We start from the raw sequence: 17685 nt of genomic DNA on the forward strand, positions 1-17685 counted from the left end.
TCGACAGCAACACACTGCACGACGCCCGCACATCTGCTTTCATTCGAAAGTAGGTGTGGATCTACGAGACCGAGCGAAGCGACGAACGACGAAGGGACCAACAGTGTCGGGATACCTGTCGCAGAAGGTCGACGACCTCAACTCCGGTCACCTCACCGCGGGACGCGCGCGATCGTTCCGCATGGGCCGAGCGTCGTCGCCCGAGCAACTCTCGGCGTCGCTGCGAGCCGCGATCATCGGCCAGGATCACGCCATCGACGCCGTCGTCCGTGGATTGACGATCGCCGCCGCGGGAATCCGGGATCCCCACCGGCCCATCGCCTCCCTGCTCTTCGTCGGACCGACGGGAGTCGGGAAGACAGAGCTCGCCCGCCGACTCGCCGCCGAGATAGCGGGCGATCCGGACCGACTGTGCCGCATCGACATGAATTCGCTTGCCCAGGAGCACTACGCCGCGTCGCTGTCCGGCGCACCGCCCGGATACGCGGGCGCCAAGGAGGGTTTCACGCTCTTCGACCGAGAGCTGGTGGAGGGCAACATCTCCCGACCGGGCATCGTGCTGTTCGACGAGGTCGAGAAAGCGCACACCACCGTGTTGCGCTCGCTACTGCAGATACTCGACAGCGGCACACTGCGATTGACCGCGGGCACGTCGAGCATCAGCTTTCGCAACAGCGTGGTGCTGCTGACGTCCAATCTCGGATCCGCGGAACTCGCAGCGAAGACCCGCACCCAGAATCCCTCGACATTGCGACGTTTCCTGTCCGGCGTCGGCCGGTCTCCCGACACGACGCACTCCGACGGTGAGCTCGTCGATCGAGCCGTCGAGGAGTTCTTCGATCCCGAGCTCTACAACCGATTCGACGAGATCGTCCGGTTCACCCCGCTCGACGAAGACAACGCGGGAGCCATCGTCGACCTCGAGCTGCGGCGACTGACCGAGACGCTCGGCGACCGCGGAATCACTTGGGCAGCAGATGATTCCGTGCGCCGCTACCTGCTCGCGCACGGCTTCGACAGGGTGTACGGCGCGCGCAATCTCAAGCGCGTCATCCGACGTGAACTGCACGCGTCGGTCGCGCAGGTCATCGTTCATCACGACGCCGACGGCCCACTCTCGATGAGCAGTACGGTTCGTGGCGGCTCGATCGTCACGTCGCAGCAATGACGATGCAGAGACGACAACGCGGGAATCACGCAACGTGGATACGTTCGAGCACGTCGAGGTCGAGATGACGCGCCGCGGCCACGTAGACGTCCTGATCCGTATGACCGGCGCCGAGCCGCAGGGCACCGCGCGAGCCGTCGATCGTCGCACCGCGAGCCGCGGCCTCGAGCGCCGGAACCGCGAGCGTGCCGGCGCGCGTTGCGATTTCGCCGAGCACGTTGATCGCCTCGTAGCAGGACTGACCAATGCTGTTGAGCATCGGCGCGTCGACACCGTGGAATCGGTGGTAGCGGGCACCGAAGTCGAGCGTCGACGTGGTGGCGAGCGAATCGAAATAGCCTGCGGCAGAGTACATGTTGGCAGTCGCCGACGCCCCCATGCCGAGTACCTGGTTCTCCTCGAGAATAGGACTGAATCGCAGACTGATCTCGTCGAGGCCGCGACGGGCGAACGCGCGGCCGAACCGGACGGCGTCGTCGCCGATCAGCAGTACGAGCACCGCGTCGGGACCATGCACCTCCAGCCAGTCGAGTGTCTCGGTGAAGTCCGACGTACCCAGCGGCGTGAAGGTCGATCCCAGGTGCGACATGCCCGCACCGGCCAGGTGCGCCTCGGCGCGCGCCGCGATCTGCCTCGGCCACACGTAGTCGTTGCCGACGACGCACCACGTGTGCGCTCCGAATTGGCGGCGCAACCAGTCGAGTGCCGGCAATACCTGTGCGCCCGGCGACTCGCCGGTCATGAACAGACCCGGTGTGCGAAACTCGCCTTCATGCAGTGCCGCATACACGTAGGGCAACTCGCCGCCGACGTACCGGAGGATCTCCTTGCGCACCGCGGAGATGTGCCAGCCGACGACGGCGTCGATCGCACCTGCTCGCCACAGAGTCGCCACCTCCTGCGCGACGACTGCGGGACGTCGACCCCCATCGACGATCACGAGTTCGATTTCACGGCCCAGAACTCCTCCGCCGCAGCTCAATTCGGCGACGGCGAGATCACCGCAGGCCTCACACGACGGCCCGAAGATGCCCGCGGATCCCTGGACGGGGACCACATAGGCGATGCGTATCGGCAACTCGCGATGGGTCATTGGACTCCCCTGACATCCGCGATCGCGGCCTGCATATGAGCCGCAAGACTACACGCGCATCGACGCAGCGGCGCGCGAACGAAGCCGAGCTCCCGCTACTCCTACGCCTGCTCAGCGCGGCGCGCAGCGTCGAATCCGGCATCTCGGAGGCGCTGTCGGCGGCGGGTGTGACGCCCGAGCAGTGGCGCGTCCTCAGCGTCCTCGAGGCGGGTGGGGGCCGCACCATGAGCGATCTCGCGCAGACCGCGGTGGTGCCGGCGGCCACCGCGACGCGCATCGTCGATCAGTTGGTCTCGAACGGCCTGGTCTATCGCCGCGCCGATCCCGCCGATCGACGTCGGGTCGTCGTGCATCTCAGTGCTCGGGGACGGCGCACGGTGGCGCCGATCCTCGACGCCGAGGCAACGCTCGAGCGTGCGGTTGTCGAGGAATTGGGACCTCGCGGGTACCTCGGCGTTGCGACGTCACTCGACCTGATCGCTCACATTCGACCCGACGACCACGCCGGCACCCCTGACGCGGCCGTCGCACCCCCGGGTTCGCTCAACCGTCCATGAGCAGGATGTCGCGAATCACGCCGTCGGCGAGGAGCCTGCCGCGGTCGGTCAGCACGAGTCGCTCTGCGTCGTCGTCGCGCAACAGCCCCGCCGCGCGTGCGCGCTCCGCCGCCACCAACTCGCCCTCGCTGAGGACCTCGGTGGGCAGTCCCTCACGGCAGCGCAGCGCGAGCATGACCTGCTCTTCGTGCCGATCGGTCGCCGTGAGCGTCTCGGAGTCGTCGACGGCAAGACCGCCCATCTCCAGGGCACGCGCATAGCGCGCGGGATGCTTGACGTTCCACCAGCGCACACCGTTGACGTGCGAGTGGGCGCCGGGACCGATTCCCCACCAGTCGTCGCTGCGCCAGTAGCCGAGGTTGTGCCGGCACTCGCCCGCCGGTGTGCGCGACCAGTTGGAGACCTCGTACCAGTCGAACCCGGCGTCGTGCAGTCGTTGATCGAGCAGAACGTAGCGGTCGGCGAGCACGTCGTCGTCGGGCGCGGGCAGTTCGCCGCGGCGGATTCGACGTGCGAGCGCTGTGCCGTCCTCCACGATCAGCGCGTACGCCGAGACATGGTCGACAGGGGTGTCGAGGACGGCGTCGACGCTGCGGTGCAGGTCGGCGTCCGTCTCACCGGGCGTGCCGTAGATGAGGTCGAGGTTGAGGTGCTCGAATCCCGCTGCCGACGCCTCGCGCGCGGCTGCGACCGCCCGTCCCGGCGTGTGGGTGCGATCGAGTGTCGCGAGCACGTGCGGAGCGGCCGACTGCATGCCCAGCGAGATCCGGGTGAATCCCGCCTCGAGCAGACCGTCGAAGAACGCGGGCGACGTCGACTCCGGGTTGGATTCCGTCGTGATCTCGGCGTCGGCGGCGAGATCGAAGCGTCCGCGCACGGCGTCGAGCAGTCGCCGCAGGCCGTCGGCTCCGAGAAGCGACGGCGTCCCGCCGCCGACGAAGATCGTCGAGACGGGGCGTCGGGGACTCAGCAGGGCTGCCGCGGTGTCGAGTTCGCGGCCCACCGCCGCGAGCCACGACTCGGGCGAGGACGACGAGCCGAGCTCCCCCGCCGTGTAGGTGTTGAAATCGCAATACCCGCAGCGCGTGGCACAGAACGGCACATGCAGGTACAGGCCGAACCCGGTATCCGGATCGACCCGAGAACACGCATCGACGATCGGTTCGGTCACGCGAGCGGGCGCATCGCCCCGCAGCTCGACAATCGTCTCGACATCCACCCGTCCATGATGCTCGCCGCCTCACGTCGACTTCTGTGCGGGGCAGGCCGTCGGCCGACTTTGCCTCAGCATGACGCAAAATAAGTGCAAGTAGACGACGGGTGCCCTCCCGTGGCACTATGGATGGCGTGAATTTCCCCGGGGTGTGGCTCGCAGCACGACGCCACGTCGATTTCAAGCGCGTCTGTAGCGCTAGCTGTCGTCCTTAGACGACGACCGGCCCCGAGAGTTCCCCGCACGCTGCGGGAATGCCGGCAGATACCCGGTGGAACACCGACGGTGTCGCCCGACGGAACACCACCGTTGCGCCCACACGGAACCGCCCAGACACAGCCCAGACCGCGCGAAAGCCGGTGCCCGTGCGCCCGGCATCAGGAGACTTCATGACGTCCACGACAGACATCACGCCCGACAGCGGTGCAGGCTCGAACGAGCAGCCCGGTGACGGCGCGTCGGGTCAGAACGGCGATCGCCGCACGACCCGCGAACGTCCTGCCCGCACCCCCCGTGCGCAGAACGGCGACCGCCCCGCTCGCAAGCCCCGCCCGACCAAGCGTCGCGCGGAGGGCCAGTGGAAGCTCGGGTATCGCGAGCCGCTGAACCCCAACGAGCAGGTCAAGAAGGACGACAACCCGCTCAACGTGCGCGCCCGCATCGAGAACATCTACTCCAAGCAGGGCTTCGACTCGATCGACAAACAGGATCTGCGCGGCCGGATGCGCTGGTGGGGCCTCTACACGCAGCGCGCGCAGGGCTACGACGGCACCTGGACCGGCGACGAGAACATCGACATCCTCGAAGACAGCCACTTCATGATGCGCATCCGGTGCGACGCCGGAGCCCTCAACGTCGAACAGCTCCGCACGCTGGGCCAGATCTCCACCGAGTTCGCCCGCGACACCGCCGATCTGTCCGACCGTGAGAACGTCCAGTACCACTGGATTCGCATCGAGGACGTCCCGACGATCTGGGAGCGCATCGAGGGCGTCGGCCTCAAGACCACCGAGGCGTGCGGCGACTGCCCGCGCATCATCCTCGGGTCCCCGCTGGCGGGCGAGGCCATCGACGAGGTCCTCGACCCGACCCCCGCGATCGACGAGATCGTGCGCCGCTACATCGGCGATCCGCAGTATTCCAACCTGCCCCGCAAGTTCAAGACGGCCATCTCAGGTCTGCAGGACGTCAGTCACGAGACCAACGACATCGCCTTCATCGGTGTCGAGCATCCCGAGCACGGCCCCGGCCTCGACCTCTGGGTCGGCGGCGGGCTGTCGACGAACCCGATGCTCGCTCAGCGTGTCGGTGCGTGGATTCCGCTCGACGAGGTTCCCGACGTCTGGGAAGGCGTCGTGTCGATCTTCCGCGACTACGGCTACCGCCGTCTGCGCGCCAAGGCCAGGCTGAAGTTCCTCATCAAGGACTGGGGCATCGAGAAGTTCCGCCAGGTGCTCGAGGACGAGTACCTGCACCGCAAGCTGATCGACGGCCCTGCCCCCACCCCGCTCACGCAGCCGCGTGACCACGTCGGCGTGCAGAAGCTCAAGAACGGCCTCAACGCTGTCGGGTTCGCGGCCATCGCGGGGCGCGTGACAGGCACCAAGCTCACCGCTGTCGCCGACGCCGCCGAGCGCGTCGGCTCCGACCGCATCCGGTTCACGCCGTACCAGAAGCTCGTCGTGCTCGACGTCGCCGACGACAAGGTCGAGGAGCTCATCGCCGATCTGGCCAAGCTCGGACTCGTCGCACGCGCGTCGAATTGGCGTCGAAACCTGATGGCGTGCAGTGGAATCGAGTTCTGCAAGCTCTCGTTCACAGAGACGCGCAAGCGCTCGCAGGTCCTCGTTCCCGAACTCGAGGAACGCCTGGCAGACATCAACTCCGAGCTCGACGTCCCCATCACCGTGAACATCAACGGCTGCCCCAACTCGTGCGCGCGTTCACAGATCGCCGACATCGGATTCAAGGGCCAGCTCGTCGAGGACGCCGACGGCGGACAGACCGAGGGCTTCCAGGTACACCTGGGCGGCAGCCTCGGCCAGGATGCGGGCTTCGGCCGAAAACTGCGCCAGCACAAGGTGACATCCACCGAGCTCGGCGACTACATCGAACGCGTGGTCCGCAACTTCGTCGACCAACGCGAAGAAGGAGAGCGGTTCGCACAGTGGGCAGTGCGGGCCGACGAGGAGGCATTGCGATGACGACGAGCACCCAGAGCAGAACCGGACGGCGGTTCAGCGAGGACGAGTTGCGTGAGATCGCTGCGCGCGGCGCAGCCGAACTCGGCGACAGCGCGACTCCCGAGGAGTTGCTGCGCTGGACGGCAGAGACGTTCGGCGACAACTTCGTCGTCGCGTCGAACATGCAGGATGCCGCGCTGGTCGATCTCGCCGTCAAGCACGTCGACCGCGCCCTGCTCGACGGCGACCCGGTGAAGGTGCTGTTCCTCGACACGGGCTACCACTTCGCCGAGACCATCGGCACGCGCGCCGCCGTCGAGCAGGTCTACGGCGTCGACATGATCAACCTGACACCACAGCACAGCGTCGCCGAACAGGATGAACTGCTGGGCCGCAACCTTTTCGCCCGCAATCCCGGCGAGTGCTGCAGGCTGCGCAAGGTGGTTCCGCTGAAGGCAGGCCTGGGCAACTACGACGCGTGGGTCACGGGCATCCGACGCGTCGAGGCTCCGACACGCGCCAACGCGCCGCTCATCTCGTTCGACGAGGGATTCGGTCTCGTCAAGATCAACCCGATCGCCGCGTGGTCGGACGAGCAGATGCAGGACTACATCGACGCCAACGGCGTCCTCGTCAATCCCCTTGTCGACGAGGGCTATCCGTCGATCGGCTGCGCTCCGTGCACCGCGAAACCCGAACCCGGATCCGATCCGCGCAGCGGCCGCTGGGCCGGTCGCGCCAAGACAGAATGTGGGCTCCACGCATGACCATCACCGAACCCTCAGCGAGCGCAGGACGTGCCGTGACCGAACCGGACGATTTCACCACTCTCGACGCACTCGAGTCCGAGGCCATCCACATCTTCCGCGAGGTGGCAGGCGAGTTCGAGCGCCCGGTGATCCTGTTCTCCGGCGGCAAGGACTCGACGGTGCTGCTGCATGTGGCACTCAAGGCCTTCTGGCCTGCGCCACTTCCGTTTTCGCTGCTCCACGTCGACACCGGCCACAACCTCCCCGAGGTTCTCGAGTTCCGCGACCAGGTCGTCGAGCGGCACAATCTGCGACTGCACGTCGCCAAGGTCGAGGACTACCTCGCAGACGGCAGGCTCACCGAGCGCCCCGACGGCGTGCGTAACCCGTTGCAGACCATTCCCCTGCTCGACGCCATCACCGAGAACCGATTCGACGCGGTGTTCGGCGGAGGCCGTCGCGACGAGGAGCGTTCGCGCGCCAAGGAGCGGATCTTCTCCCTGCGCAACGCATTCGGCCAGTGGGACCCCAAGCGTCAGCGCCCCGAACTATGGAACCTCTACAACGGTCGCCACGCTCCGGGCGAGCATGTGCGCGTCTTCCCGCTCTCCAACTGGACCGAGCTCGACGTGTGGCGCTACATCACGCGTGAGCAGGTCCTGCTCCCACCGATCTACTACGCGCATGAGCGCGAAGTCTTCAACCGTGACGGCATGTGGATGACGTCCGGCTCGTGGGGTGGCCCGCGCGAAGGCGAAGAGGTGCAACGACTCTCGGTGCGTTACCGCACCGTCGGCGACGGCTCGACGACCGGCGCGGTGCTCTCCGATGCCGCAACCAACGACGCGGTCCTCGCAGAGGTCGCCGCGTCCCGACTGACCGAACGCGGCGCAACCCGTGGCGACGATCGCGTCTCCGAAGCCGCCATGGAAGACCGCAAGCGCGAAGGATATTTCTGATGGCATCGACCACCCAGCACGTCCCCGACCTGCTCCGCATCGCGACCGCGGGCAGCGTCGACGACGGCAAGTCCACGCTCGTCGGCCGACTCCTCTACGACACCAAATCGGTGCTGGCAGACCAGATCGACGCCGTGACCAAGGCATCGGTCGACCGCGGTCTCGAAGGACCCGACCTCTCGCTACTCGTCGACGGTCTGCGAGCAGAGCGCGAGCAGGGCATCACCATCGACGTCGCGTATCGCTACTTCGCCACGCCCGCAAGGTCTTTCGTGTTGGCCGACACCCCGGGCCACGTCCAGTACACCCGCAACACGGTGTCCGGCGCGTCCACAGCCCAGCTGGTCATGCTGCTCGTCGACGCCCGCAATGGTGTCGTCTCCCAGACGCGCCGCCACGCCGCGGTCATGGCGTTGCTCGGTGTGCCGCAGCTCGTGTTGGCGGTCAACAAGATCGACCTCGTCGACGACGCCGCGTCGGTGTTCGCGGACATCTCCGCGGAGTTCGGTGAGCTGACCCGCACGCTCGGCTGGTCGCCCGAGCAGGTGACCTCGATTCCCGTGTCGGCACTGCACGGCGACAACGTCGCCATCCGTTCGGAGAACACGCCGTTCTACGACGGCCCCACGCTGATCGAGCATCTCGAGACCGTGCCGAACGCCGTCGAACGCCACGACGAGGTCGGACTCCGCTTCCCCGTGCAGTACGTCATCCGACCGCGCACCCCCGAGTACCCCGACTACCGCGGATACGCCGGACAGATCGCCGCCGGGCGTGTGTCCGTCGGCGACGAGGTCACCGTTCTGCCCTCCGGCGTGCGCACCACCGTCACCCAGATCGACACCGCCGACGGCCAATTGGCAACGGCGCACACCGGCCGCAGCGTCACCCTGCTGCTCGCAGACGACGTCGACATCTCGCGCGGCGACCTCATCGCCGCCGTTGCCGACGCCCCGGAGCCGATCGCTCAGTTCACCGCGACGGTGTGCTGGCTGGCCGAGAAGCCACTGCGTCCCGGCGCGCGGCTACTCCTCAAGCACGGCACCAAGACCACGCAGGCCATTGTCGGTGGGCTCGACGCCCTGTTCGACGAGCAGAACCTCACACTCGTCGACGCCCCGGACACCGTGGAGCTCAACCAGATCGGCCGTATAACGGTGCAGACCGCGGAGCCGATCCCCGCGGACGACTACCAGGTGAGTCGCGAATCGGGCAGCTTCCTGCTGATCGATCCGCAGGGCGGCAACACCCTCGCGGCAGGCCTGGTGGGCGACGCGCTGTCGACGCTGCACCTCAAAGAGTTGGTGTGACACCGACACTGCTCCTCGTCGCGCACGGTAGCCGCGATCCACGCTTCGGCGACACCGCACGACGCGTACGGTCAGTCGTGGCACGCAGACTACCGTGCGTCGACGTCCAGCTCGGCTTCCTCGATCTCGATACCCCTTCTGTCGCAGCACAACTGGCGGCACTGCGGGGCGAGTGCGTCGTCGTGCCGCTACTTCTCGCGCCCGGCTACCACAGCGAAGTCGACCTGCCTGCCCTGGTGGCCGAGCACCGTCGAGCGAGTGTGACGACCACCGACGTCGTCGGAGCGTACCGACTGACCGACGCACTCGCGGATCGACTCGACGAGGCGGGCGCACAGCCCGGCGACGGCATCGTCGTGACGGCGGTCGGTTCGACGAATCCCACTGCCGCACATGTGGTTCGACGACGCGCCATCGAGTTGTCGACACGCCTGCACCGTCCGGTCGACGTGGTGTTCGCGACGAAGCTGGGCACCGGAGACATCATGCTGCGCAACGCGATTCGACGACTCCGCACCGCCGGAGCGGAACGCATCGCGCTGAGTCCGTACTTCTTGTCGGCGGGACTGCTCACCGAACGCGTGGAGACCGCGCTCGATCGGCTGGTCTCCGACGCCGTCGTCGCAGGTCCGATCGGAACGCATCCGGTGCTTGTCGACGCGGTCGTCGACAGCTATCGCCGCGCATGCGCCGCCGCGGCAGTCGACATGGACTCTGCCGCAAGCTGAGTCGCCGGCCGCCGCGCCCTCACACTCTCACACCTCGCTGAGTGCAGGCACTTTCGTCGCACGGGCGTAGATGGTCTCCCCCTGCTGCAGGTGCAGCGCGTTGGCGTCGCCGCGGGTGATCTGCGCCTGGAACTCGTCACCGGTCGCAGCGGCGACCAGCTCCACCCTGGTCTCGAATCCGAGGTTCACCACGCGCTGGACCGTCGCCTTGATGACGCCGGTGTCGAGTGAGGCATCGGCCGCGGGAAGCGCGAGTTCGGGGTTGCGTCCGATACGAATGTCGTGCGGGCGCACCAGCTCTCCGTTGAGTCGCACGGTAGAGCCGAGGAACGACGCAACGAACGGGTTGATCGGGCGGTCATAGAGATCATCGGGTGCGCCGATCTGCTCGATCTTGCCCTTGTTGAGCACCGCGATCCGGTCGCTCACGTCGAGCGCCTCCTGCTGGTCGTGCGTGACGAGGACCGTCGTCACCTGCATGTCCTCATGCAAGCGGCGCAACCACTTTCGCAGATCCTCGCGCACCTTGGCGTCGAGCGCGCCGAACGGCTCGTCGAGCAGCAGCACCTTGGGGTCGACGGCCAGCGCACGCGCGAGCGCCATACGCTGACGCTGTCCGCCGGACAACTGCGCGGGAAAACGCTTCTGGAAGACCGTGAGTCCGACGATGTCGAGCAGTTCGTCGACCTTGGCGTCGATGTCCTTCTTGGCGCGCTTACGGATCTTGAGTCCGAACGCGATGTTGTCGCGCACCGTCAGGTGCTTGAACGCCGCGTAGTGCTGGAACACGAAGCCGATGTCGCGCTTCTGCGGCGACGCGCCGGAAACGTCGTCACCGTTGATGACGATGGTCCCCGAGTCGAGGTCGTCGAGACCTGCGATCGCGCGCAGGAGCGTCGACTTACCGCTGCCGGACGGACCGAGCAGTGAGGTGAGAGAACCGGCCGGGATCTCGATCGAGACATCGTCGAGTGCGGCGAAATCGCCGTATCGCTTATTGGCACCAACCACCGAGATGGACATGTCAGACTCTTTCTTTCTCGTGAAGCACCTGTTGCGAATCGATGGACTCGGGAGCATACGGCGGGGTCAGGTGGATGTCGTCGGGTTCGACCTCGTCGTCGCCGGTGGTCGTACTCGCCTCCGCGTAGCGGTTCCGTGCGCGTCGATCGACGAACGACATCGCGACAAGCACGAGCACCGCGACAAGCATCAGGAGCGTCGCGGCGGCGTAGGCGCCGTACTCGTTGTAGTCGTCGGTGTAGCGGGAATGCACGAGCAGCGTCAGCGTCTGCGAGATGCCGGGGTAGTTCGACGACACCATCGTCACGGCGCCGTACTCGCCGAGCGAGCGTGCGACCGTCAGCACGATGCCGTAGGTCAGTCCCCAGCGGATCGCGGGAAGCGTGATCCGCCAGAAGGTCTGCCACCCGCTCGCGCCCAGGGTCGCGGCCGCCTGTTCCTGCTCGGTACCGATCTCGCGGAGGACCGGCTCCACCTCACGCGCAACGAACGGCAGTGTGACGAAGAGCGTTGCCAGAACAAGGCCAGGGAAGCCGAAGATGACGCGGAAGCCCAAGCTCTCGACACCGCCGAACCACCCCCCATATCCCCACAGCAGGATCAGCGCGACGCCCGCGACCACGGGTGACACCGCGAACGGGAGGTCGACGACGGCCTGCAGAACGCCCTTGCCGGGGAATCGACCTCGGGCGAGCGCCAACGCGATGATGATGCCGAAGATGACGTTCAACGGCACGACGATCACCACGATGAGCAGGCTCAGCTGCAACGCCGAGATCGCGGCCGGCGTGGTGATCCATTCCCAGAACTGGCCGAGGCCGTGTTCGAAGGACCGCCAGAAGATCAGTGCCACGGGAACGATCAGGAGAACGAACAGGTACACGAGCGCGATGGTGCGGAGCCCGTAGCGGGTCGTCGCCGATAGTTTCATCGGTCCAGTTCCTCACGCTTGGTCTGGCGCCGACCGACGATACGCAGCACCAGAAGTGCGACGAAGGCGATCAGCAGGAGTACGACCGAGATGGCTGCGGCGTTGACCGGCTCGTCGATCTCGATCTGCTGCTGGATGTACTGCGAGGCGACCTGGGTGTCGCCGGGGATGTTTCCGCCGATGAGGACGACAGAACCGAACTCACCGATCGCACGGGTGAATGCGAGGCCCGCACCCGTGAGGATCGCGGGAAGCAGCGAGGGCAGCACGATCTTGCGGAAGATGGTGCCGTTCCGTGCCCCGAGAACCGCCGCGGCCTCTTCGACGTCGGTGTCGAGTTCGATCAACACCGGCTGCACCTGGCGGACGACGAACGGCAACGTGACGAACGTCAGCGCGATGATCAACGCGGGCTTCGTCGCCGCGAGATGGATGTCGATTGGACTGTTCGGCCCGTACAGCGAGAGCAGCACGAGGCTGGCCACGATGGTCGGCAGTGCGAACGGTAGATCGATGATCGCGTTGACAAAGCCCTTGCCGCGGAAGTCATCTCGCACCAGCACCCAGGCGATGATGGTGCCGAACACGACGTTGATGAGGGCGGCAACGATAGAGACGAGGACGGTGATCCAGATCGCATCGATCGCGTTCTCCGCAGTGACCGCATCCCAGAAGCCGCTCCAGCCGTCGTCGAAGGACTGAACGGTGATGGCGGCCAGCGGCAGCAGGACGATGATGCTCAGCCAGAGCCACGCCGTACCGATTGCCGCGGGACTCACACCCGCGAAGGTCCGTGAGCGACCGAGAAATCCCTTGGGCGGCAGCGAATTCGACGACGCTGCGTGCTGCACCGACGCGTTGTCGGGAGCGCTCGCGACCTCTCCCGCGGCGGTCATTGCTTGCCGCCTTCATTGTAGATCTTGGTGATCGAGCCCTTGGTGCCGAAGAGTGCGTTGTCCACGGCTTTCCACCCCTTCAGGTCTTTGCCCTTGTTCTTGGCCGCGGTGCCTTTACCCAGGGTCTTACCGAGTTCGTCGATTGTCCATAGTTTCGTGATGTCGCCGGGAAAAAGGGGTTTCGTCTCGGCGATCACCGAAGGCACGACCGGACGGAACCCCTGCTTTGCCCAGATCTGTTGTGCCTCATCGGTGAACAGGAAGTCGACGAAAGCCTTGGCCGCCGGCAGGTCCTTCGACGTGTTGACCACGGCGACAGGATTTTCGATCTTGAACGTCTGTGGCGGAATCAGGTACTCGACCTGTGAACTCTCCACCGCTCCGGCGTTCTTGCGCTGCAGCATGATCGCTTCGTTCTCGTAGCTGATCAGCACGTCGCCCTGACCCTGCTGGAACGTGGTGGTCGCCTCACGTCCCGACTTCGGGCGCACCTTGACGTGGTCGCGCACGAGGTCGCCGACGTAGTCGAGTCCGGCCTGCGGATTCTTGCCGCCCTCGCTCTTCGCCGCATACGGCGCGAGCAGGTTCCATTTCGCCGAGCCGGAACTGCCCGGGTCGGGGGTGATCACCTGAACACCCGGCTTGAGCAGGTCGTCCCAGTCGTGGATGTTCTTGGGATTGCCCTTGCGAACCACGAGTGCGACGACCGAGCCGAACGGGATGCTGTTGTGCGGTTCGGCCTTCTTCCAGTCCTCGTCGACGAGTCCCGCCTTGACCAGGCGCGTCACGTCGGGTTCGACGGAGAAGTTGACGACGTCCGCCGGCACGTGGCGAGCGACCTTGCGCGACTGGTCACCCGATGCCCCGTACGACGCCGAGAAGCCGATGTCCTTGCCCTCGGGAGTTGCGCGGAAGGCCGGGATGATCTTGTCGAATCCAGGCTTGGGAGTCGCGTAGGCGACGAGATCGAGGTGACGGCTTCCGCTGGAGATGTCGACACCGTCAGGAGTGTCCGTCGAGCCGCCACCACATCCGGCGACCAGTGCAACAGTTAGCGCTAGTAAGCACGCCACAACTGGTAGGCGCCATCTGCGGGCCAGACTTGGACTCACGGATCCTCCACGATGATTCCCGGCTTCGCGGGACGTCGCGGCCGGAGCAGGATCACGCTAGCAACGCCGAGCGCCTCCCCCAAGACGAGATCCGACGCCTCGCAGTCGGTCCGGGCGGATCAGCGCGTGAGGAGCCAGGCGAGCACGACGAGAACGATGAGCGCCAGCAGCGCCCAGGTCACCCGTGACTTCATCATTGCGGTCACAGCCCCTTTCCGTCGTCGTCGGCGAACCGTCGACGATCGAACACGTTCATCACGGCTTCGACCAGCACATTCAGGATGAGTGCGATGCCGATTGCGACTGGGACCACCACTGCGAGAGTGACCAGGAGCTGCGGGACGAACGACAATCCGGTGAGCCACTCCTCCACCGAATCCCACCACGCGAGGAAGCTGTCCATGCCTGTCTCCTCGCGTCTGCCCGGCCTCCGCCGAGTTTGGATCAGTGTGATTCGAATTCCGCGCTCGAGGCTTCACCATCGCATCGCGAAACCAGCTCGAGTCGAGAGCCGCGTTCACGCGGCCACTCGATCGTATCGAAATGCGCCGGACCGGCTCACTCCCCCTCTGCCCGAGTGGGTCAGCTCGCGGCCGCCGCGCCTGCGTCACCAGACGCGGGCGCGGTCTCCAGGCGCAAGCTCCGGTGCGTCACCTTCCGATACACGATCTCCACGACGAAGCTCGCAATCAGTACGACGATGAGGGTGATCCACGTACTCGCGGGTCCGGTGTGGATCGCGTATCCGAGCAGAAGGCAGAACAACGCGAGATTGAGGGTGACCGCCGCGATCAACAGCCATGCCTTTGCGCCCGTCTGGTGACGGACCCGCATGTGGCCGACGCTGACCGCCCCGTAGACGATCAAGAAGGCGAGACTCGCCATCTGCCCGACCGACGACAGCGGAAAGAAGACGACGAATGCGCAGGTGAGCGCACCAGCCATCAAGAGTCCCCACGTACCGCTGCGCCACACCCCACGCGCGAAGTCGGCAGGCATCTCACCGGACTTGGCGACGGTGAAGGCAAGGTTGGCGTCTCCGAACAACGTGGCGTTGACGCCGGATGCGGTGGCGAGCAGCGCTGCGGCACCGATCACGATGAACCCGACCTGTCCGAGCACCGCACGCCCGGCGTCGGAAAGCACATGGCCCTGGTTCGCCTCGATCTCGGGGAGCGTCATCACCATGACGATCAGAGAGCTGATCACGACATAGATGACGATCACAATGAACAGCGCCTGATACATGGCACGCGGAAGCTCTTTGGCGGGGTTCTTCATGTCGCCTGCGGAGTTCGTCACGACGCCGAATCCCTCGTAGGTGACATAGAGCAGACCGGCAGCGAAGAAGATGCCGATCACACCTTCTCCACCGCTCTGCTCGAAGTTCGACCCATCTGCCTTGAACGACGCCGCGACCACAAATGCGACGAGGATGGCCACCTCGATCGCTACGACAAACATCTCAGATCTGCCAACGAGTTTTGACCCGATTGCGTTCACACCGATCAACACGATGACCAGCCCGACGCCGATGGCCTTGCCCGACCAGTCCGGCGTATCGAAGGGCAGTAGGTGCCGTGCATAGCCCGCGAAACCGGAGGCATACAGGGCCATCGCGATGATCCAGCCGAGGAACTGAAAGATGTTGAGCCCGCCCGCGATGACACCGTCGCCGAAACAGCGGATCAGGAATTGCGCCGCGCCGCCGCGACTCGGAAACCGAGCGCCCAGTTTGGCATACGAGTACACGCTGAACAGTGAGACCAGACCACCGCTGAGGAACGCCACCGGAATCCACACGCCCGCTGTGGTCGCGGCGAGTCCGACGAGTGTGTAGAGACCGGCACCCATCATCCCGCCAACGCCGATGGCCGTCGCCGACGCGACCGTGATGGACGCCTTCTGCGAGGAGCCGTTCTGTGACGAACCATTTCGGGAAGAATCCTTGTGGGTCATCGACGTAGGTCCCGCCGCCGATCAGCAGTGACGCGGTCAACACTGCGAGTCATGCGATGCAGTATTGCACAGCTTATTCTCACTGGCAGGCCCTTGCGGGAACGGTTGCGCTAGTGCGGGTTTGAGTCCAATCTCCACGACTCGTACGCGCGCGGATCCTCGATCGGCTCGATATGAATGCTCACCCGCAGATGATCGAGGGCAGCGTGCAGTTCGTCTTCGACGCGCTCGGACACATCGTGGGCACGGTCGACGCTCCACACCCCCGGCACCAGCATGTGCATCTGCACGTACCGCTCGTGTCCCGATTCGCGTGTGCGCACATCGTGAAATGCCACCTCGTCGGTACGGAACCGGTCGAGCACGTCGTTGACCGTCGTGAGGTCGACGGCGGGCAGCGCGGCGTCGAGAAGCCCGTCACCCGAGCGCCAGATGAGTCGCGCCCCGACGACGATGATGTTCACCGCGACGAGGATGGCAACGATGGAGTCGAGCGGCAGCCAGCCGGTGACCGCAACAAGGAACACGCCAACGATGACGCCGACAGTGGTCCAGACATCGGTGAGGAGATGCTTGCCGTCGGCTTCGAGAGTCATCGAGCGATAGCGCCTGCCCGCCCGGAGCAGGATCACCGCGACGGCACCGTTCAGCACGGTTGCGGCGACCGAGATGGCGAGTCCGAGTCCCACCGCCTCCAGTTCGGCGGGATGCAGGAGCCGATCCACCGCGGCCACGATGATCGCGATGGCCGCCACGACGATCAGGATGCCTTCGAACACCGCGGAGAAGTACTCGGCCTTCGCGTGCCCGAAATTGTGTTCTGCGTCAGCGGGTTTCGCGACCACCCGCAGCGCAAAGAATGCGGCGATCGCGGCAGCGAGGTTGACCACCGATTCGAGTGCGTCGGAGAGCAGACCAACCGACCCGCTGACGCGCCATGCGATCAGCTTCATCACGATCACGACCAAGGCCGTGACAATGCTCAGGAGCGCGTACCGCGTCAGATCAGGACGCGAAGTTGCGGATGCATTCGCCACTGACCAATTGGACCACAGGACGGGCGACTCGCGCCGCCATTGAACCGGGCAGCGACGTCAGATCTCCGCAGCGACCATCCCGTCGAGGGCGCCGTAGTACGCCGACGTCAGCAGACGCATCGTCTGGTCCAGCGACAGGCCGCTGGCCAAGAGATCGAGTACCTCGCGTGGATCGAACATCTGGTTATAGAGAAACAACGCGTGATCGAAGTGGGAGTCGTCGATTCCCTTGCTGCGCAATACCGCCCGAATCGGACGCTCCCAGGCGTCACGTACCGTCTGGATCGTCGGGTCGCCCTCGCGAAGTCGGGTGAGGAAGCCCACCGGCCGACGCAACCGGACCATTGCGGGACCGTTGATCACAAGAAGCCGACCGAGTTGAGCGACAACGTCTTCGAACAGCGCCGTGCCGGTTTTCGTCGAATCCTGGCTGTAGTCACGCAGTTCGACGATCACACCCTGCAGATACTCACGGACGAGCGTCTCCAACGAGGGAAAGTAGCGGTAGACCGTCGCGGTGCCGACTCCGGCGCGCTCCGCGATCACCGGAATGCTGACGTTCTCATAGTCGTCGCGCAGCACTTCGCCCGTTGCGACAAGAATCTTCTTACGATTCCGTACGGCGTCCTTGCGCGTCGGCATGGGGGCAGCGGCCGCCATCGCGATACACCTCCCGCCGCATCAACACCCGTCGAACCCCAACCTACCCCAGCTCACGCACCGATCCTCCGGGTCAGATCAGTCGGCGCCGCCGCCCGGGGCAAGCG

The 17685-nt window shown here is 65.6% G+C and carries 18 protein-coding genes; 7 read left to right on the top strand and 11 right to left on the bottom strand.

Annotated features, from left to right (window positions below; all coding sequences use genetic code 11):
* Positions 1-103: 103 nt before the first annotated feature.
* Positions 104-1168, top strand: a complete 1065-nt coding sequence (locus A5788_RS13955; protein WP_049698342.1) for an AAA family ATPase — start codon at positions 104-106, stop codon at positions 1166-1168.
* Positions 1169-1193: 25 nt separating this feature from the next.
* On the opposite strand, the gene A5788_RS13960 is transcribed toward A5788_RS13955, so the two are convergent.
* Complete coding sequence (locus A5788_RS13960; protein WP_064864632.1) at positions 1194-2261, bottom strand: substrate-binding domain-containing protein; 1068 nt, start codon at positions 2259-2261, stop codon at positions 1194-1196.
* Positions 2262-2296: 35 nt separating this feature from the next.
* On the opposite strand from A5788_RS13960, the gene A5788_RS13965 reads away from it, so the two are divergent.
* Positions 2297-2818: a MarR family winged helix-turn-helix transcriptional regulator gene (locus tag A5788_RS13965; protein ID WP_064864630.1), complete on the top strand. Its 522-nt coding sequence runs from the start codon at positions 2297-2299 to the stop codon at positions 2816-2818.
* Here the strand turns inward: A5788_RS13965 and hemW are convergent.
* Positions 2805-4013, bottom strand: a complete 1209-nt coding sequence (gene hemW, locus A5788_RS13970; RefSeq protein ID WP_442902840.1) for a radical SAM family heme chaperone HemW — start codon at positions 4011-4013, stop codon at positions 2805-2807. The two genes, A5788_RS13965 and hemW, sit on opposite strands and share 14 nt — an antisense overlap.
* Positions 4014-4242: 229 nt before the next feature.
* A complete protein-coding gene (locus A5788_RS24080; RefSeq protein WP_197494610.1) occupies positions 4243-4422 on the bottom strand; it encodes a hypothetical protein in 180 nt (59 codons plus the stop codon).
* Here A5788_RS24080 and A5788_RS13975 point away from each other — a divergent pair.
* Genes A5788_RS13975 through A5788_RS13995 form a run of 5 tightly spaced genes read left to right on the top strand, consistent with a single transcriptional unit; the run spans position 4421 to position 9960 of the window.
* The gene (locus tag A5788_RS13975) at positions 4421-6235 is read left to right on the top strand and encodes a nitrite/sulfite reductase (RefSeq protein WP_049698345.1); all 1815 of its coding nucleotides are present in this window, start codon (positions 4421-4423) and stop codon (positions 6233-6235) included. The genes A5788_RS24080 and A5788_RS13975 overlap by 2 nt on opposite strands.
* The gene (locus tag A5788_RS13980; RefSeq protein WP_064864628.1) at positions 6232-6981 is read left to right on the top strand and encodes a phosphoadenylyl-sulfate reductase; all 750 of its coding nucleotides are present in this window, start codon (positions 6232-6234) and stop codon (positions 6979-6981) included. Before A5788_RS13975 ends, A5788_RS13980 begins: the two co-directional genes overlap by 4 nt.
* Complete coding sequence (gene cysD / locus A5788_RS13985; RefSeq protein WP_064864626.1) at positions 6978-7922, top strand: sulfate adenylyltransferase subunit CysD; 945 nt, start codon at positions 6978-6980, stop codon at positions 7920-7922. The genes A5788_RS13980 and cysD overlap by 4 nt, the downstream gene beginning before the upstream one ends.
* Complete coding sequence (locus A5788_RS13990; protein WP_064864624.1) at positions 7922-9232, top strand: sulfate adenylyltransferase subunit 1; 1311 nt, start codon at positions 7922-7924, stop codon at positions 9230-9232. Before cysD ends, A5788_RS13990 begins: the two co-directional genes overlap by 1 nt.
* Positions 9229-9960 (top strand): sirohydrochlorin chelatase, encoded by a 732-nt coding sequence (locus A5788_RS13995; protein WP_064864622.1) that lies wholly within the window; start codon positions 9229-9231, stop codon positions 9958-9960. Before A5788_RS13990 ends, A5788_RS13995 begins: the two co-directional genes overlap by 4 nt.
* Before the next feature lie 27 nt (positions 9961-9987).
* On the opposite strand, the gene A5788_RS14000 is transcribed toward A5788_RS13995, so the two are convergent.
* The 8 genes from A5788_RS14000 to A5788_RS14035 form a co-directional block, all read right to left on the bottom strand.
* The gene (locus A5788_RS14000) at positions 9988-10983 is read right to left on the bottom strand and encodes a sulfate/molybdate ABC transporter ATP-binding protein (RefSeq protein ID WP_005205094.1); all 996 of its coding nucleotides are present in this window, start codon (positions 10981-10983) and stop codon (positions 9988-9990) included.
* 1 nt (position 10984) lies between these two features.
* On the bottom strand, positions 10985-11914 hold the full coding sequence (cysW, locus tag A5788_RS14005) for a sulfate ABC transporter permease subunit CysW (RefSeq protein WP_049698350.1): 930 nt from the start codon (positions 11912-11914) through the stop codon (positions 10985-10987).
* Positions 11911-12810 (bottom strand): sulfate ABC transporter permease subunit CysT, encoded by a 900-nt coding sequence (cysT, locus tag A5788_RS14010; protein ID WP_082938109.1) that lies wholly within the window; start codon positions 12808-12810, stop codon positions 11911-11913. Before cysT ends, cysW begins: the two co-directional genes overlap by 4 nt.
* Complete coding sequence (locus A5788_RS14015; protein WP_197494615.1) at positions 12807-13883, bottom strand: sulfate ABC transporter substrate-binding protein; 1077 nt, start codon at positions 13881-13883, stop codon at positions 12807-12809. Before A5788_RS14015 ends, cysT begins: the two co-directional genes overlap by 4 nt.
* A gap of 241 nt (positions 13884-14124) precedes the next feature.
* Positions 14125-14325: a hypothetical protein gene (locus tag A5788_RS14020; protein ID WP_049698351.1), complete on the bottom strand. Its 201-nt coding sequence runs from the start codon at positions 14323-14325 to the stop codon at positions 14125-14127.
* A 179-nt stretch (positions 14326-14504) separates the two neighbouring features.
* Positions 14505-15881 carry an APC family permease gene (locus A5788_RS14025; RefSeq protein ID WP_064864620.1) on the bottom strand — a complete coding sequence of 459 codons (1377 nt, stop codon included), beginning with the start codon at positions 15879-15881 and terminating at the stop codon, positions 14505-14507.
* 110 nt (positions 15882-15991) lie between these two features.
* Positions 15992-16918 (bottom strand): cation diffusion facilitator family transporter, encoded by a 927-nt coding sequence (locus A5788_RS14030; protein WP_064864618.1) that lies wholly within the window; start codon positions 16916-16918, stop codon positions 15992-15994.
* A 57-nt stretch (positions 16919-16975) separates the two neighbouring features.
* A complete protein-coding gene (locus A5788_RS14035; RefSeq protein ID WP_082938110.1) occupies positions 16976-17578 on the bottom strand; it encodes a TetR/AcrR family transcriptional regulator in 603 nt (200 codons plus the stop codon).
* Positions 17579-17685: the final 107 nt, after the last annotated feature.

It is taken from the genome of Gordonia sp. 852002-50816_SCH5313054-c, assembly GCF_001665925.1.
In the GTDB taxonomy this organism is placed as follows: Bacteria; Actinomycetota; Actinomycetes; order Mycobacteriales; family Mycobacteriaceae; genus Gordonia; species Gordonia jacobaea.

What these genes read in the sequence shown, in the direction of transcription:
- A5788_RS13965 (WP_064864630.1), top strand. Translation starts at nt 2,297, where the DNA reads ATGAGCCGCAAGACTACACGCGCATCGACGCAGCGGCGCGCGAACGAA.
- A5788_RS24080 (WP_197494610.1), bottom strand. Translation starts at nt 4,422, where the DNA reads ATGAAGTCTCCTGATGCCGGGCGCACGGGCACCGGCTTTCGCGCGGTC.
- cysD (WP_064864626.1), top strand. Translation starts at nt 6,978, where the DNA reads ATGACCATCACCGAACCCTCAGCGAGCGCAGGACGTGCCGTGACCGAA.
- A5788_RS13975 (WP_049698345.1), top strand. Translation starts at nt 4,421, where the DNA reads ATGACGTCCACGACAGACATCACGCCCGACAGCGGTGCAGGCTCGAAC.
- A5788_RS14000 (WP_005205094.1), bottom strand. Translation starts at nt 10,983, where the DNA reads ATGTCCATCTCGGTGGTTGGTGCCAATAAGCGATACGGCGATTTCGCC.
- A5788_RS13980 (WP_064864628.1), top strand. Translation starts at nt 6,232, where the DNA reads ATGACGACGAGCACCCAGAGCAGAACCGGACGGCGGTTCAGCGAGGAC.
- A5788_RS14035 (WP_082938110.1), bottom strand. Translation starts at nt 17,578, where the DNA reads ATGGCGGCCGCTGCCCCCATGCCGACGCGCAAGGACGCCGTACGGAAT.
- A5788_RS14025 (WP_064864620.1), bottom strand. Translation starts at nt 15,881, where the DNA reads ATGACCCACAAGGATTCTTCCCGAAATGGTTCGTCACAGAACGGCTCC.
- cysT (WP_082938109.1), bottom strand. Translation starts at nt 12,810, where the DNA reads ATGACCGCCGCGGGAGAGGTCGCGAGCGCTCCCGACAACGCGTCGGTG.
- A5788_RS13960 (WP_064864632.1), bottom strand. Translation starts at nt 2,261, where the DNA reads ATGACCCATCGCGAGTTGCCGATACGCATCGCCTATGTGGTCCCCGTC.
- cysW (WP_049698350.1), bottom strand. Translation starts at nt 11,914, where the DNA reads ATGAAACTATCGGCGACGACCCGCTACGGGCTCCGCACCATCGCGCTC.
- A5788_RS14020 (WP_049698351.1), bottom strand. Translation starts at nt 14,325, where the DNA reads ATGGACAGCTTCCTCGCGTGGTGGGATTCGGTGGAGGAGTGGCTCACC.
- A5788_RS13990 (WP_064864624.1), top strand. Translation starts at nt 7,922, where the DNA reads ATGGCATCGACCACCCAGCACGTCCCCGACCTGCTCCGCATCGCGACC.